The sequence below is a fragment of the Olleya sediminilitoris genome (genome assembly GCF_016785945.1).
Lineage (GTDB): Bacteria > Bacteroidota > Bacteroidia > Flavobacteriales > Flavobacteriaceae > Olleya > Olleya sediminilitoris.
This window is the reverse complement of record NZ_JAEMEF010000001.1, coordinates 351294-367780: the sequence shown is the minus strand read 5'-3', so window position 1 is coordinate 367780 and position 16487 is coordinate 351294. Positions and strand designations below refer to the sequence as shown.

Genomic DNA, 16487 nt, shown 5'->3' with positions numbered 1-16487 from the left:
AAAAACTAAACACTATTTAATTTTTATTTATTTGATTGTTCCACGTGGAACGTTTTGTGTCTTAAAAAATTTAAGCGTGCAAATATACAACAAACAATTACATTGTTTGAAGCAAGGCTAAAGCTTCATTTTCTTTAAGTCTCATTTCAGAAGCATCAGCTTCCGTTTTATCTTTGTAACCGCAATAGTGTAAAATTCCATGAATGATAACACGATGTAATTCTGATTCAAATTCAACATTAAAATCTTTAGCATTATCCTTAACTCTTTCAACAGAAATAAAAATATCACCTTGTAGCTTTTTACCTACACTGTAATCAAAACTAATAATATCTGTTAAAGTATCGTGATCTAAGAACTGTACATTTAACTTATGCAAATAATCGTCGTCACAAAACACATAGTTTATCTCTTCTTCATTACATTTTTCTTTAATTATGATACTTGATATCCAATTAGAAATTTTAGCGTCATCTAGAAGCTTAAAATCAGTTTCGTAGTTAAAATTAATCATTTTGTTGTTTAAAGTACTCTTGTGCTTTCTGTTTATAAATTTGTTGCAAAGGTAAGGTTTGCTTATTCAATATTTCTGTGGTGTTAAAATATTGTTTAGCTCTGTCCTCTGGATTTGTAGTTGTATTTTTAAATTCCTTAGTATTTGTTTTAGATTGACGCTTTTGTTCTTCTCCTTGTTGCAAGACTGCATTTTCTACTTTTAAAAGCTGATGTTGAATATTCATCATTTTACTAAGCGTTTGGTTGGTGAAGCCTTTATTAATTAAATCCATTTCAATTTGCTCCATATCTTTTAATAATTGTCTAGCATCACTATTTTGACCTAAACCCTCTTTGTCTAGACGTTGCTCCAAGGCTTGACGTAACATTTGTTGTTCTTGATAGATTTTAAATAATTGACCATTTACATCTTCATTAAATCCGTCTTGCCCATTTTGAGAACCTCCTTGACCTTCTCCTTTATTTTGACCTTGACCGTTTTTACCTTGACTACCTTCTTGACCTTGCTTACCTCCTTCTCCATTTTCACCTTGCTCACCATTTTGGCCTGTATCAGCTTTTTTACCAGATTCACCTTTCTCACCAGATTCGCCATTCTCACCAGACTCTCCTTTTTTTCCCTCTTTACCTTTTTTCATAGCTTGTTCCATTTGTTTAGCTAAAGCTTCTTGGCTAATAATAATATCAGGCATTGGCATACCTCCTTCACCTTGTCCTGGCATTGGCATACCCATTTGATTTTGCATATTGTCTAAAGCACTACTTAAAAAATCTGCTAGATTATTAGCAGAGGTTAATGCGTATTGTTGAGACGATACACCTTGATAAATTCTGTTTTCAGAAAATTCAGCCAAAGCTTTGTCTACATTAAAATAAACTTCATTAATCTCGCGATTAATATCTTCTGAAAATTTAGGTTGACGTAATGAAATTGCAAATAAACTGTCGTCTACGTGCTCAAAATGGGTACGTAATTCTTTTTGTTTTTTTAGATAAGTAGCATATTCGTTATGGTTTATTTCTATTCCTTTAAAACGATTCATTAACGCTTCTTCATCCATTGAAAAAATGACTAAGTTATCTAATATTTGACGTAACATTTCAATATCTTCTTCTAACTGTTCTTGAGCAGCACCAGACATTTGCATTTGCATACTCATACTCATTTGCTTCATTTTTTGAGCAGCACTTTTTTGTTTTTGTTTAGCAGATTTTTGTTTTGATTTTTGTTGTTCTGAGTCTTGAGACTCTTGCTTATCTTGAAGATCTTTAGACGCGTCTTGTTGGTCTTGTTTAATGTTATCTTCTGTATTTTTATTTCTAGGAAAATCCATTGGATTTTTTAAATCCTGATTATCTTTTTCTAAGTCATTCATTTGCTTTTGCAAATCTTCAAACTTTTTATTTAACTCGTCTTGCTTCTCTTTAGAATTCTCTTTTGGATCAGAATTAGCTAGTTTATCTTGTTCTTTAGCAAGTGTATCAAGATCTTCACTAATTTTTTCCATTTTTTTAGTGACGTAATAACGTTTAGTAAGTTCTACTAATTGCTGTAGACTTCGTTTTTGGCTTTTTGCTTTTTTAGCTAAATTGTCTAATTTTTCAGAAAATTCTTCTTTGCTAAGTTTCTCCCTAAGTTTTTGTAATTCTTCAAGTAATTTTTCGTCTTGCTTAAGTTGCTCTTCATTATCTTTAAGACGTTCTTTTAAATCTTCTTTAAATTGATCTTTTTCTTTATTTTCATTTTGAAACTGCTCTAAATTGTCTTTCAACTTTTTATTAAACTGTTTCATCATTTGCTCTTGCTCCTTTTGTCTTTTTAGGAAGTTATCAAATTTCTTTTTATCGTTAAAATTTAATTCTGATTTTTCTTTTTGAGTTTTAGATAATTCCTGAAGCTCTTGTTGTTGTTTATCAAATTTTTCTAAAGATTTATTTAAATCTTGAATTGTGTTATTTTGTTCTTGAAGTTGTTTTTGCTCTTCTTCATCTTTGGTACGCTTACGGTAAGTAAATACATTACTTTTTGTGCTTTTATTATTGTTAACTGCATCGTTATCAAAAACTTCAAAATACAAATCGTAGACAACACCATCTTCAACTGGAAGTCTATTTGGAAAAGTGCTTAAAAACTGATCAAAATTAGATTTTGAAACAGGAATGTTAACTGTATTCTTTTCGGTTTCATTACCACTAGGATAATACACTAATTGTAATTTATTTAAACCATAGTCGTCACTCACTTGACCTTTAAAATAAAGGGTTTGCAGATCCAAACTATCCGTTTTAGATTCGATTGTAAGCTCTGGATATTGATCTTTAACAACCTGAATACTATACGCTAAGTTCTCGTAATTTTTAAGATTGTTATTACTAGTACTTATGTTATAATCAAAACTGTTATACAATTGTTTAGAAGCTTCAAAAATACCAGATTTTTCGCTTTTAAAAGCTATAGTATCACGTCCAATTAAAGCTACTTCTGTTGTTGCTTTAGTATTAAGCTGCCATGTTATTTTAGTACCTTGTGGTACCATTGCATTACCTATACCTTTTACAGTTTGATTACGTTTATTAGTATGATTTGGATAGTCCAAAACCATATTAAAACCTAATAATGTTGGCACTTGCAAAACTTTTAAAGTGTAAGGTTTAGAAGTGATACCATTGGCTGTTAAATTAAAGGTAATGTCTTCTTTAGGCTGTTCAAAAACATATTCAAAAGTACCAGCTTGGTGTTGCTGTAAATAGTACGTTTGCTTGTTATAAGTAATTTGTACGTCTTGAGGTAAAACTTGACCTTCAGTAGTAGTTATTAACCTAAATGTTTGGTTTTGGTTAGTCTGTAGGTTTTCGTTTAAAACAAAAAACTGAAAAGGTGCAGGAGGCTCATAAGCTGTTTGATAATTAACCACACGATTGTAACTATCACTAAACCAATTAAACTTTCCAGATATAACAAAAATGAATACTATCAAAAGTGGTAAAGCTGCATATTTTAGATACTTGACATTCTGTTTAAAATTAACCGCTAATTTAAACGGAATAGGATTAAGTTCTTCCGCCTTTTGATCAATACTAGCAAGAAGTAACTCTGAGGCATTACTATCTTCCTTTAATTGTAAAACATTAAGTAATTTATCATTTACCTCAGTAAAATGATTACCAATAATTACAGAAGCTTTCTTATAGTCAATACCCTTTTGAAGTTTAAATAACTTAGCTAATGGTAAAGCTATAAATTTTACAAAAAGAGCTAACTCTACAATAATAAATAGCCAAAACAAAATGGTTCTAGCAGTACTGTTTAGCCACAAAAAGTGTTCTATTAATAGGGTGAAAATAAAATAAAGCAATCCAATACTAAAAAAAAGAATGACACCTTTTATTAACTCATTAGTGTAATATTTTCTAATAAATTGCTCTAATTTATGCTGTATGTTATTAAAATTATTCAAGTAAAACGCTATTTAACAGACTAAAATACAGTTTTATTTTTACACTTAAATACATTGCATTATAAGTTAATGTTAAAGGATATCGCTTTCGCGGAAAAAAAGCCAGCCAAATTAATTGTTATTGGCTATTTCTTTGTTGTTTGTCTTAGTCATTCTATCTTTGCTAAAAAGATCTTAAAACACGTTTAAAACGAAGCATTATTTAAGATTTAAACACATCATTATTAAGTTATTATATATTTAAAACACCATGTCAAAACAAGTTAGAGTGCGTTTTGCACCAAGTCCAACAGGACCTTTACATATTGGAGGCGTTAGAACAGCCCTTTTTAACTATTTATTTGCTAAAAAGCATAACGGAACATTTGTGTTACGTATTGAAGATACAGACCAAAATCGTTACATTGAAGGTGCAGAAGACTATATAATTGAAGCACTTAATTGGTGTAATATCCCTTTTGATGAAGGACCAGGTAAAAACGAAAAATTTGGACCTTACAGACAATCAGAACGTAAAGCACTTTATAAAGAATATGCAGATCAATTAGTTGCTAGCGGAAATGCTTATTATGCTTTTGATACCTCTGAAGAGTTAAATTATCACAGAACAGATCATGAGTCTAAAGGAAAAACATTTATCTATAATTGGCATAACCGCTTAAAATTAAGCAACTCTTTATCCTTAACAGAAGCTGAAGTAAAAGCTAAATTAGATGCTGGAGATGATTATGTCATTAGATTTAAAAGTCCTCAAGACCAAACATTACATTTAAAAGATATCATTCGTGGTGATATTAAAATAGATACTAACATATTAGATGATAAAGTTTTATTTAAGTCAGATGGTATGCCAACGTATCACTTAGCTAATATTGTAGATGATCATTTAATGGAAATCTCTCATGTAATTCGTGGTGAAGAGTGGTTACCAAGTTTAGCATTACACTACCAATTATACACAGCATTTGGTTGGGAAGCTCCACAATTTGCACACTTACCATTAATTTTAAAACCTACAGGAAAAGGTAAATTAAGTAAACGTGATGGAGATAAATTAGGGTTTCCTGTATTTCCGTTAGAATGGAATCCAGAATTTGGAGATATAGCTAAAGGATACAAAGAAGAAGGTTATTTTGCAGAAGCAGTAGTAAACTTTTTAGCCTTTTTAGGTTGGAATCCTGGTACAGAACAAGAAATGTTTACTTTAGAAGAACTAATTGCTGCTTTTGATTTAGACCGAGTTAATAAAGCAGGAGCACGTTTTGATCCAGACAAAATAAAATGGTTTAATCACCATTATATGCAAGAACAGTCTAATGAAGATTTAGCTGAAGCGTTTCAGAAAAACCATGAGCAATTAGCCACTATTGATGTTAATTATATAGCATTAGTAGTAGGTTTAGTTAAAGAGCGTGCAACCTTTGTCAATGACTTTTGGAATTTAAGTAGCTACTTTTTTGTAGCACCAGAAAGTTACGATGAAAAAGCCTCTAAAAAAGCTTTTAAAGACGATACTAAAACAATAATGACAGACGTATTAGGCATTGTATCAAATATTACAGATTTTGAAGTAGAAACGCTTCAAAAAGACGTTAAAGGTTGGATTACATCAAACGAGATTGGCTTTGGTAAAGTCATGATGCCACTGCGTTTAGCTTTAGTTGGTGCTTTACAAGGACCTGATGTTTTTGATATTATGTTTATGATTGGTAAAAACGAAAGTATTAAACGTATTAAAAAACTAATAGACACCTTATAATTATAAAAAAAGCCATCTAAATTAGATGGCTTTTTTATTGTTTTATTTTTTTTATAACTTAAAAAGTAATCATACCAGTAAAAGCAAACATACTTTGGTTTCCTTTAAAATCTCTACCTAAAACTTGATTAAATTCAGAGTCGTTTAAAGCATCTAAAATATTTGTAAAACCATAAATATATTGTGCTCTTACCTTAAAAAAACCAATACCTAAAGTGGCTCCAATAGATCCATTAACATTAAAATTATTTAAATCTTTAACAGCATTAGCTTGTACAGTATCAAAATCTGCAAGAATAAAATTTTCTTGTTCATCGTCACTTAATTCTAAATCACTATTATATTGCAACATTGGACCAAAATCAATGGTAAAATGTGACGTTTTAAATGGTTTAGCATGCCATAAAAATTGCAATTGAGCTGTAAAAATTTTATATTCTATATCTTGAGCAATACTAGACAATGGTACGTCAAAACCTGTTGTACTTATAGTATTTTCGGATAATTGCATACCATAACTTAAATTATACCATTTGTGTGGTATCTCTACAGTAGCAGTCATATTACCAATCCAACCCTCTCCTTTTTTAGTTTCAAAATTATCTGTAATAATATCAAATTGGGTAATTCCTCCACCGATAGAAAATCCATTTTTTATGACATATCTACTATGCTGTGCAAAATTTTTTGTAACAAAACCTATAGTTAGAGCTACTAATAGAGTGTATTGAAGTTTTTTCATAATAAATTAAGTCGTTTGTGAACAAATATAACTTAATTTAGTAACCATAGTATAACCATTAAATCCATTATTTATGAGTAATTATTCTTTTATCCCTTTTATAGTCATTGGTTTGATTGTATTAATTTCAGCTTTTTTTGTTGTCAAACAACAAACCGCTGTAATTATAGAACGTTTTGGTAAATTCCATAGTATACGTCAATCTGGACTTCATTTAAAAATCCCTATTGTAGATAAAATAGCAGGTAGACTAAGTCTTAAAATTCAACAATTAGACGTTATTATAGAGACAAAAACTTTAGATGATGTATTTGTTAGACTAAAGGTATCAGTACAATATCGTGTGATTAGTCAAAAAGTTTACGATGCTTTTTATAAATTAGATTATCCACATGAGCAAATTACAAGTTATGTATTTGATGTTGTACGTGCAGAGGTACCAAAAATGAAATTAGACGATGTATTTGTTAAAAAAGATGATATTGCAATTGCTGTAAAAACCGAATTAAATGATGCTATGTCAGAATACGGTTTTGATATTATTAAAACATTAGTAACAGATATAGATCCAGATGCACAAGTAAAAGCAGCCATGAACCGTATTAATGCTGCAGATAGAGAAAAAACTGCTGCACAATTTGAAGGAGATGCTGCACGTATTTTAATTGTTGAAAAAGCAAAAGCAGAAGCAGAAAGTAAGCGTTTACAAGGTCAAGGTATCGCAGATCAAAGACGTGAGATTGCAAGAGGTTTAGAAGAGTCTGTAGATGTTTTAAATCGTGTTGGAATTAACAGTCAAGAGGCTTCAGCATTAATAGTAGTAACACAACATTATGATACTTTACAAGCTATTGGTGGAGAAACTAACAGTAACTTAATATTATTACCAAACTCGCCTCAAGCAGGAAGTAACATGTTAAACGATATGGTTGCTAGTTTTTCTGCTAGTAATGAGATTGGTGAAGCCATGAAACAAGCTAAATTAAATAAAGCTGAAGAAAGAAGAAACGAAAATGAATAAACTTATAATAGCATTATTACTAACGGTTTCCGTAACCTTTGGTCAAACAAAAAAAGAAGCTTTACGTGATGCTACAATCACCAGTAAAGCGACTTTAAGTGAAGATTATAAAACAGTTTTTAAACATACTCTACCAAAAGTAATAGAATTAATGGGTGGAGAAGAAGCTGGTATTAAATTAATAGAACAAACTTTTGATCAAATGAAGTCTGAAGGATTTGTTTTTGAAAAAGCAGATGTCATTGATGTGTCAGAAGTAGTCTTTGAACAAGATCAATACAGATGTGTTGTTGAAAATTTTAATCAAATGAAAATGAGCAACATGCGTATTAAATCTAAAAGTTATTTATTAGGAATTTATAACGATGAAGCTAAATTTTGGTACTTTATTGAAGCTAAACAAATCAAAAACAAAGCATTATTAAATATGGTACTACCAGATTTTGAAACCAGTTTAGTAATACCAGAAGATGATACAAAAACGGAAACGTTAAGTGAATAACATCTTAATATCTTTAAACATTAAAAGTCTCAAATTAAATTTTGAGACTTTTTTTATTTAGACTTATACTTAGTGACCATTTCATCCAAAGTATTTAAATAGTTTTGTAAGGCTTCTTGGTCTACTTTAGCAGACGAGTTATCACCTTGTGGTAATGTAATTCTAGTCTCATCAAGATACTTTTGTAGTTCTGGATAATCCCTTTTTATTTGAATTGTTTTTTGTGATATCTTAGTTAGTAAATCTTGTGTATTACTCATGTTAATTGTGTTTTTAAGTTATTATTTAAAATAAATTAAAAACAAACCAATACAAAATTAATAATGCTAAAGGTTTATTAAAATACTATTTAAAAGGATGTCTTTGTTCCCACTTTTTAACTGGATTTAAAGTTTTAACAATGTATCTTAAAACAGGATTTATAAATACAGTATTAGTATGTTTCATATAAATATACATCACTTCAGGCTTTGCTCCTACTGAGCTTTTTATTTCAAGTGCTGTTCTAGCATAGACGACTTGTTTTAAGTTATTATCAATTCCAAAAGCTAGCATATCATACAACATATTTAAATACAATTGATGCTTGTGTTGATACTTAGGATTGTAACCCAAAAAATAGGTTTCTAAATCAGAATTATTAATAATTAAGGTATAAAATCCAATAAGTTTACCATCTAAATAGTAACCAAACACCTTAAAATCTTGATCTAAATGTTTTTTTAAATTGAAAAAATGCTGTTGGTCTAATACAAATGAATTGACTTTAGCATTATCTGAAACGTATTTATATAAACTAAATAACTGTTCAGATTCCGAAACAATAGCGTCTAAATCTAATTCCTTTTTTACAATGGTATTAGCTTTTTTAAGCGCTGTTCTATATCTACTTCTGTATTTCTTTTTAAGACTGATAACATAGTCATCAATACTACTCCACTCCTGTTTTAAACTTAAAACCATACTTGGTTGGACTTGTACTTTATATAATTGATTTTTAGTAAATAACGAGGTATTTAAATGGATACTATCTGTCGTAAAATAATCCTTAAAACCAATAATACGTATAGTTTTACCATCCTCTTTTTTAATAGTTAATGCTAAAGTATTTATTGCATTAAATACAGTAGTTAAAAAATTAGTTTGACTAATATAATTTTGATCAAAAAATAAACCATGCTGTCCTGTATGCATTAAATTACCAACAATTAAGGCATTACCTTTAACTACTTGGGCTATAACAGTTTTTATAAAGCGTTTTAAAGCATTATCTGTTGGGTTTCTAAATACGTCATCAATATATATTTTAACGCGCTGTACAACTGCTAAACCGACTTGTTTCTGGTTATCAAAAATAGAAATGTAATGCGTTTTAATATTTTTAGGACAAGAAACTTCTAAAGCGTTTAAAAAAGGGGTTTGTAAAAAAATATCGTGTGTGACTAAAGTGTTCCAAGTATCTGGAAGATCTAAAACGGAATCATGTATTTTAAAGTCTATCAAGTTTATAAAGTAAAGCTTATAATCTAGTTATTGGTATCAAAAAACAAAAAAAAGTTACAACACTAATTACCAACTACCACTAGCTCCTCCTCCAGATGAGCGTCCTCCTCCACCTGAATAACTACTACTTCGGGATGAGGATGAGTAACTTCTAGAACCAGAAGACGAGTAACCTCTAGAAGAGCCACTTCCACTACCACCTTTAGATGATAATCCTACTCCCATTTTAAAAATAGAAAAACCAAAAGTTTCTTTATAACTACTTTTAATTTTTTTGATTGCCCTAACAATAGATATTACAAACAATGAAATAAAAATTAGTGCGATAGCAATAACATAAAATTCCCATGAGAAATTTGATATCATCTCATTACTATCTTTATTAAATACAATAGTAATTAACATAAAAAAGCCCATCATAATTGGAGTAAATCCAAATGCAAAAGCTGCAAAAAATAATAAAAAAGTTAAAGGGAAGTACCACCAGAAATTAATAAAACCTAGTTTACCAGTTAAAAGACTTTTAAAAATAGTTATAGCTCTTTTAAAAGCTAATTTTAAAATTATACCAAATCCAACAAACACAAATATTGATAAAAAACTTGATACAAACAGAATCATAAAAAGTATCCATGACAGAGTATAAAAATTATAAACAACACAAAAAAGTGCACTAACAAATAACCAAAAATTTAGTTTATGTTTATTATATAATGGTTTAATTTTAGTTTTCCACATGCTTGCTTTTAGTACAAATTTGCAATAGCAATAGTATAAAAGTATAGTAAATACTAGAGTTAAAAATATGGATGCAAAGACTTTAGTAACTGGACTTATCTCAGATTCTTCAGCTTTTTTTCTGTAAATATCACCAAATTCTTGAGCATAAATAGGATCTTGAATTAGCTTAATTATTTCATAAATTGCATGATTTACACCTTTAAAATATTGTTCTTTTTTAAAATAAGGTGTTAAGATATAATCAATAATATGAGATGAAAAAACATCAGTTATAATAGGCTCAAATCCATTACCAACTTCAATTCTCACTTGTCTTTGGTTAGGTGCAATTAAAAGTAAAAGACCATTATCTAAATGGTCTTTACCAAATTTATTTTTTTCTTGATTAAATACACCATAAGCATACTGTTCTATAGTACTATTTCCTAATTCTTTTATTGTTAATACTACAATTTCATGAGAGGTATCAAGCTCATATTGCATTAACTTTTCACGTAAATTTTGAGCTTCATAGTCACTAAAAATACCTGCATTATCTGTAACCATATCCTTGATAACAGGATACTCTTGTGCATTTGTATATTGTATACAAATAAGAAGAAATATAAAAAGTATGTTAAACTGTTTCAAATGAAAAAAAAAGAACCTACCTAATAAATGATATTAAGTAGGCTTATAATTATTTGTTTATTGCTTTAGCTTCGTTAACCAATAATTCACTTTTATCTTCAAGTGCTTTATTTATAAAGTCATCTATAGCTTCGGTTTTATCTAAACCATTATCTAGTAAAACACCTAAAGTTATCATGGTAATAACACGTGTTCCTGTCTTTTTAACCGATGTCCCAAATAATGGTTCTAGATCTTGATAAGCAACATCTTTAGCAAGTGCTTGGATTTCGGCTTTAGCCTTATCTTGTTGTTCTGGCTTCATCCTATCATACTTCTTACCGTAAGATTTAATTTGTTCTATAGCAGGTCTGTTGTTTTGTTGTGGCTGCTTTTGTTGATTATTTTGAGTATTATTTTTAGGTTTTTGTTTTGCCCAACTATCACGTAAACCAACAGTTTTATTAAATACTAAAGCTTGTGATGTAGCATCGTTATCTACATTAAAATAGCCTAAACGTTGAAACTGGAACTGCTCTCCTACTTTTGCATCTTTTAGACTAGGCTCTACAAAAGCTGTGATAGTTTTTAAACTGTTTGGATTGATAAAATCCATAAAAGATTTGTCTTCATGACTATCTGGAGCTTCGTCTAAAAATAATCTATCATACTCTCTAACTTGTGCATTTACAGCATGTTTTATACTAACCCAATGTAAAGTTCCTTTTATACGACGCTCTGTATCCTCAGAGTAAGTACAGTGTACTTCTGTGACGTTTCCTTTGCTATCTTTAACGACACTATCTGCTTTAATAATGTAAGCATTTTTAAGTCGCACTTCTCCACCTAGTTTTAATCTAAAAAACTTGCTACCAGCTTCTTCTTTAAAATCTGCTTTTTCAATATAAATCTCTTTAGAAAAAGGTACTTTTCTAAATCCTGCACTTGCATCTTCTTGATTATTTTCGGCTTCAAACCATTCTTCCTTATCTTCAGGATAGTTAGTAATCACCACTTTTAAAGGATCTAATACAGCCATTACACGTGGTGCTTTTTTGTTTAAATCCTCACGAATACAAAACTCTAAAAGTGCATAATCTATAATATTTTCGCGTTTAGCAACACCAACGGTTTCAACAAATTTTCTGATTGAATTTGGTGTAAAACCACGACGACGTAAACCAGATATTGTAGGCATACGTGGATCGTCCCAACCATTAACAATACCATCTTCTACCAATTGTAATAACTTACGTTTACTCATGATAGTGTAACTAAGGTTTAAACGTGCAAACTCACGTTGCTTAGGTTGCATTGGGTATTCTGATTTAGAATAATCATAAACCTGCTCTTTAAACCAATCGTATAACTCTCTGTGAGGTTTAAACTCTAACGAGCATAAACTATGCGAAATTTGCTCTATATAATCACTCTCTCCATGTGTCCAGTCATACATTGGATAAATACACCAAGTATCACCTGTCCTGTGATGTGATTTCTTTAAAATACGATACATTAAAGGATCACGCATTAACATATTAGTATGTTGCATGTCTATTTTAGCACGTAAAATGTGTTCACCTTCATCAAATTCGCCATTTTTCATGCGCATGAATAGGTCTAAATTTTCTTCAACAGAACGATTTCTAAAAGGTCCATCTACACCTGGTTGCGTTGGTGTACCTTTTTGTTCTGCCATAGCTTCAGAAGACTGAGAGTCTACATAAGCTTTACCATCTTTAATTAACTGAACTGCCCAATCAAATAATATTTGAAAGTAGTCTGAAGAGTATAACTCGTTTGCCCATTGGTAACCTAACCAAGAAATATCTTCTTTAATAGCATCTACATATTCTTGCTCTTCTTTAGCAGGATTTGTATCGTCAAAACGTAAGTTAACAGGTGCATTATATTTTTCACCTAAACCAAAACTAATACCAATAGCTTTAGTATGACCAATGTGTAAATACCCATTTGGCTCTGGCGGAAATCTAAAACGAAGTTTACTTTGATCTAAACCATTGTTTAAATCTTCTTCTATAATTTGCTCTAAAAAATTGAGTGACTTTTTATCTTCAGACATATATTTTTATTCTTTACATTAATAGTTTATTGGTATACTACCAAATTAACAATGCGCTGTAAAATTAGTTATTTTTTAGTTGAAATGAATTTAACCACACTTTAAAAATTTAGTAAACTACTATTTTAGGTACTTTTGCTGAAAATTTATAGAAAATGGGAATAATTAAATTAGAAAATATACGCGTAACAGCTTATCATGGTTGTTTAAAAGAAGAAACTGCTATAGGAAGTGATTACCGAGTAGATTTAAAAGTTAAAGCAGATTTACAAAAAAGTACTGCAACAGACGCATTAGAAGATACTGTTGATTATGTTTTTTTAAATAAAGTTGTTGTTGAAGAAATGGCTACACCAAGTGCACTTTTAGAGCATGTTGCTAAGCGTATTTTAGACCGTATTTTTAAAGAAGACAAATTAATTACTGTGGCAACAGTGGCTGTAAGTAAAATAAATCCTCCGATTGGTGGTGATGTACAGATGGTTACAGTAGAATTAACCGAAAAAAGAAAAAACTAACAGAAATAGGGTAAAACAGTAATTATTTTTATATTTGCTGTCCTATTAAGGGTGTCGTGGCCGAGTGGCTAGGCAGTGGTCTGCAACACCATCTACAGCGGTTCGAATCCGCTCGACACCTCAAACAAAGCGTTACTTTATAAGTAGCGCTTTTTTTATGCTTATATTTTTATACTAATTATTAAGATTATGAGATTGCTTTGTACCTCGCAATGACTACTAAAATTTTAATTAAACCAGACTGCATATTTCTTTCGACGTAAGTCTAAAGCTAATGCTTCTTCCATTTTTAAAGCTTCTGCTCTAGTTGCAATTGGTCCAATGTGATTATATAAACTTGGTCTTAAATAAGATCCATATTTTAGGACAATATTAGAAGATAATTTGTGACCCTTTTTATTAACATAACCAGTTTTATGTTGTAAAAACCGTTGTTTAGGAGTTTTACTAGTCATACCAACATATAAACATTCTAAAACACCATTAAATTGTGGATTGGCTGCTCTGAATTTAGCATTTTGAGTAAATACTTTTTTAGATAACTCCACAACATAAATATAATATTGGGTTTTAGCCATATATGTTTTATTTTCTTAAAAAATGATCTACAATAATAAATATTGAAGCTAAAAATATACCTATAGTAAATAATAAATTACCATAAGGCCAATGTTGTATTTTAAATAAACAGCCAAATAAAATACAACCAAAAATAATTACAGTAACAGTTACATAAACAGTTTTATAAATACCATTTAACTTAAGATTTTGGTTAGTAAAATAGGCTGTTCCTTCGTTAATAAACCACCAACCAAACAATAGTAACAATGCAATATTAAGTAGTATAGGAAATTGATACACATGCATTACCCTAGTAAAATAGCTTAAACACCATAACAGAATAATACCAAGCTTAATATAATCCATAGTTTCTTTTTCTTTTTTAAGAAAAAACCGAATAGGATATAATACCATAATACTACAAATAGCAATTAATAATAAATAGCTAGAATTTGGCCAATGCATTATTTTAAATAATCCGCCTAAAAGTAAAATTGAAACACAAATACGAAGCGGTAAATTAAGTTTTTTAAATCGAATCGTACTCATGCAATTGAGGAATTATAATGGATTAATTTGCTCTAGCTTTTCTTTAAGTTTTTCTTTTTCTTCAGGAAAAAAACCTTGAGCTAATAGTAAAATACCAAAGCCTAAAATAACTAAAGCTATTATTTTTTTAGTTTTAAAAATTAGTCTTGGTGTTAGTTTATTTTTAAGACGTTTAGCTGCTACAATTTTTACTAAATCCGTTACAAAATAAGCAACTATCATTGTGGTAATAAAAACAATAACTCCGTTTTGAGAGGTTGTAATCTTACTAGCCAAAACTATAAAACCTAACCAACCTAATAACACACCTATGTTAATAAAGTTAAGTAAAAACCCTTTTATAAAAAGTTTACCATAACCTTTTTTTAATTCTACTTTATGGTATTCTTTAACAATAGATCTAAATGATCTGGATGTTTTTACAAATGAAATAATACCATAAAAAACCAGTAATACACCACCAAAAATTACAAAATTTGGATCGTTTTCAATTTTACCTAAAAGTTTTTCGGTACTAAAAAAAGCAACCACTATAAATAAAATATCTGCTAAAATAACTCCAGAATCAAATATTAAAGCACTTCTAACACCTTTGGTTGCACTAGTTTCTAACAATACAAAAAATACAGGACCTACGGTAAAAGAAAGAATTATACCAAAAGGAATTGCTCTAAGAATATCGTCTAACATTGGGATGTTTAAATGCGTTAAATACAAAGTAAAGAAATAATTTAGTTAAGACATAATACAATAGCTACAAAATAAAAAAGCTTCAATTTAAATTGAAGCCTTTATTATCTATTTTAAGTATATTTTTATTCTTGATTTTTAACAACAATACGTCCACCAAAGGTTTGTTTTTTAGTAACTGTTTTTGGGTTACCATAAATATCAATATTTCCACCAGCTGTAATACGTGCATCTACAACACCACTTGCTTTAACTTCTGCTTCACCAGCAGCTCTTACTTTTACATTAGTATTTTTGGTTTCAAAATCACGACCTTCGTAAATACCTCCTGTATTAAGCGTTATATTTTGAGTGTAGGCTTTACCTCTAGTTTCTATAATTCCGCCAGAAACAGCTCTTACATTAACTGTATCGACGTCTAAACCAGCAATAATAGATGCGCCTTCTTGTGCACGTAACTCGATAGTGTCTTGTTCAATCAGCTCGTTACCTACAATTTTAGCACCTTCATTAGCATCAATAACTTTTAAATCTGTGTAGTGTACAGCTACAAAAGTTTTAGTTCCATCAAAACTACGATCTATTTTCATGCGTACTTTAAGTGTATTATTTTTGATTATAATCTCAACATCATCAACATCTTCACCAGTAATCATAACTTTATTTTCGGTTGATTTAACTAAGCTTACTTTTATTAAATCAAAAACTTTAACTTCATTAAAATCTCCAACATTTTTGTCTTTTACATTCTGAGCTACTAAAAAAGTAGTTGTTAAAAAGAATACAGCAAGTAATAAATTTTTCATTTTTAGAAAGGTTTTGTTTCTATAAAGAGCTTGCTTTTTTTGAATTGTTACAGTTTTAAAAAATTATTTATCTGAAGCTACTGAAACTGCTGTACCTGTAACTGATACAAAAAAATAAGAGCCATTAACGGTTTCCATATCTACACTAATACCAACTACAGCATTAGCATTTAAATTACTAGCATTTGTTTGTAACTCTTGAAAAGCGTGTTCTTTAGCTTCGTTAATAACATCTTTTGTTATGTCTTTGTTTTTTTCTGTTTTAAAAGAAAATTTAGTTTTCATTTCAAAAGAGGTACCTGTAATAATGCCTTTATATTCAATTATTTTAAAGCCTTCTATAGTATTTGTTGTAGTTAAAATCATGTTTTAAAGTTTATTTATTAGTAGTTAAATGTAACAAAAAGTTACTGTTTATAACGTAATTTA

The 16487-nt window shown here is 29.6% G+C and carries 16 protein-coding genes and 1 tRNA gene; 5 read left to right on the top strand and 12 right to left on the bottom strand.

Annotated elements, in window-relative coordinates:
- Positions 1–97 precede the first annotated feature (97 nt).
- Positions 98–514: an rRNA maturation RNase YbeY gene (gene ybeY, locus JAO71_RS01625; RefSeq protein WP_202998521.1), complete on the bottom strand. Its 417-nt coding sequence runs from the start codon at positions 512–514 to the stop codon at positions 98–100.
- Positions 507–3974 (bottom strand): DUF4175 family protein, encoded by a 3468-nt coding sequence (locus JAO71_RS01620; protein WP_202998520.1) that lies wholly within the window; start codon positions 3972–3974, stop codon positions 507–509. Before JAO71_RS01620 ends, ybeY begins: the two co-directional genes overlap by 8 nt.
- 250 nt (positions 3975–4224) lie before the next feature.
- Between JAO71_RS01620 and gltX the strand changes: the two genes are divergently transcribed.
- On the top strand, positions 4225–5733 hold the full coding sequence (gene gltX, locus JAO71_RS01615) for a glutamate--tRNA ligase (RefSeq protein WP_202998519.1): 1509 nt from the start codon (positions 4225–4227) through the stop codon (positions 5731–5733).
- Positions 5734–5791: 58 nt separating this feature from the next.
- On the opposite strand, the gene JAO71_RS01610 is transcribed toward gltX, so the two are convergent.
- Complete coding sequence (locus JAO71_RS01610; protein ID WP_116823774.1) at positions 5792–6475, bottom strand: hypothetical protein; 684 nt, start codon at positions 6473–6475, stop codon at positions 5792–5794.
- Between the two features lie 73 nt (positions 6476–6548).
- Between JAO71_RS01610 and JAO71_RS01605 the strand changes: the two genes are divergently transcribed.
- Both JAO71_RS01605 and JAO71_RS01600 read left to right on the top strand, forming a co-directional pair.
- A complete protein-coding gene (locus JAO71_RS01605; RefSeq protein ID WP_028288859.1) occupies positions 6549–7496 on the top strand; it encodes an SPFH domain-containing protein in 948 nt (315 codons plus the stop codon).
- Positions 7489–7998: a hypothetical protein gene (locus JAO71_RS01600; protein WP_116823773.1), complete on the top strand. Its 510-nt coding sequence runs from the start codon at positions 7489–7491 to the stop codon at positions 7996–7998. The genes JAO71_RS01605 and JAO71_RS01600 overlap by 8 nt, the downstream gene beginning before the upstream one ends.
- 53 nt (positions 7999–8051) lie before the next feature.
- Here the strand turns inward: JAO71_RS01600 and JAO71_RS01595 are convergent, their stop codons facing one another.
- From JAO71_RS01595 to JAO71_RS01580, 4 genes are all read right to left on the bottom strand, one after another.
- Positions 8052–8258, bottom strand: a complete 207-nt coding sequence (locus tag JAO71_RS01595) for a hypothetical protein (RefSeq protein WP_028288861.1) — start codon at positions 8256–8258, stop codon at positions 8052–8054.
- 85 nt (positions 8259–8343) lie between these two features.
- Positions 8344–9501, bottom strand: coding sequence for a GNAT family N-acetyltransferase (locus JAO71_RS01590; RefSeq protein ID WP_202998518.1), 1158 nt, complete (start codon positions 9499–9501; stop codon positions 8344–8346).
- Positions 9502–9567: 66 nt separating this feature from the next.
- Positions 9568–10872 (bottom strand): TPM domain-containing protein, encoded by a 1305-nt coding sequence (locus tag JAO71_RS01585; RefSeq protein ID WP_162874884.1) that lies wholly within the window; start codon positions 10870–10872, stop codon positions 9568–9570.
- A 49-nt stretch (positions 10873–10921) separates the two neighbouring features.
- Positions 10922–12934 carry a glutamine--tRNA ligase/YqeY domain fusion protein gene (locus tag JAO71_RS01580; protein ID WP_116823769.1) on the bottom strand — a complete coding sequence of 671 codons (2013 nt, stop codon included), beginning with the start codon at positions 12932–12934 and terminating at the stop codon, positions 10922–10924.
- 155 nt (positions 12935–13089) lie between these two features.
- On the opposite strand from JAO71_RS01580, the gene folB reads away from it, so the two are divergent.
- Together folB and JAO71_RS01570 are read left to right on the top strand one after the other, a co-directional pair.
- Positions 13090–13452, top strand: coding sequence for a dihydroneopterin aldolase (gene folB / locus JAO71_RS01575; protein ID WP_028288864.1), 363 nt, complete (start codon positions 13090–13092; stop codon positions 13450–13452).
- 50 nt (positions 13453–13502) lie between these two features.
- Positions 13503–13573, top strand: a tRNA-Cys gene (locus tag JAO71_RS01570).
- 106 nt (positions 13574–13679) lie between these two features.
- Here the strand turns inward: JAO71_RS01570 and JAO71_RS01565 are convergent.
- The 5 genes from JAO71_RS01565 to JAO71_RS01545 form a co-directional block, all read right to left on the bottom strand.
- The gene (locus JAO71_RS01565) at positions 13680–14030 is read right to left on the bottom strand and encodes a ribose-5-phosphate isomerase (protein WP_116823768.1); all 351 of its coding nucleotides are present in this window, start codon (positions 14028–14030) and stop codon (positions 13680–13682) included.
- A 7-nt stretch (positions 14031–14037) separates the two neighbouring features.
- Positions 14038–14562: a GldL-related protein gene (locus JAO71_RS01560; RefSeq protein ID WP_162874883.1), complete on the bottom strand. Its 525-nt coding sequence runs from the start codon at positions 14560–14562 to the stop codon at positions 14038–14040.
- Between the two features lie 12 nt (positions 14563–14574).
- Positions 14575–15252 carry a LysE family translocator gene (locus tag JAO71_RS01555; protein WP_028288866.1) on the bottom strand — a complete coding sequence of 226 codons (678 nt, stop codon included), beginning with the start codon at positions 15250–15252 and terminating at the stop codon, positions 14575–14577.
- Between the two features lie 125 nt (positions 15253–15377).
- A complete protein-coding gene (locus tag JAO71_RS01550) occupies positions 15378–16058 on the bottom strand; it encodes a head GIN domain-containing protein (RefSeq protein WP_054852320.1) in 681 nt (226 codons plus the stop codon).
- Positions 16059–16121: 63 nt separating this feature from the next.
- Positions 16122–16424 carry a YbjQ family protein gene (locus JAO71_RS01545; protein ID WP_028288868.1) on the bottom strand — a complete coding sequence of 101 codons (303 nt, stop codon included), beginning with the start codon at positions 16422–16424 and terminating at the stop codon, positions 16122–16124.
- Positions 16425–16487 lie beyond the last annotated feature (63 nt).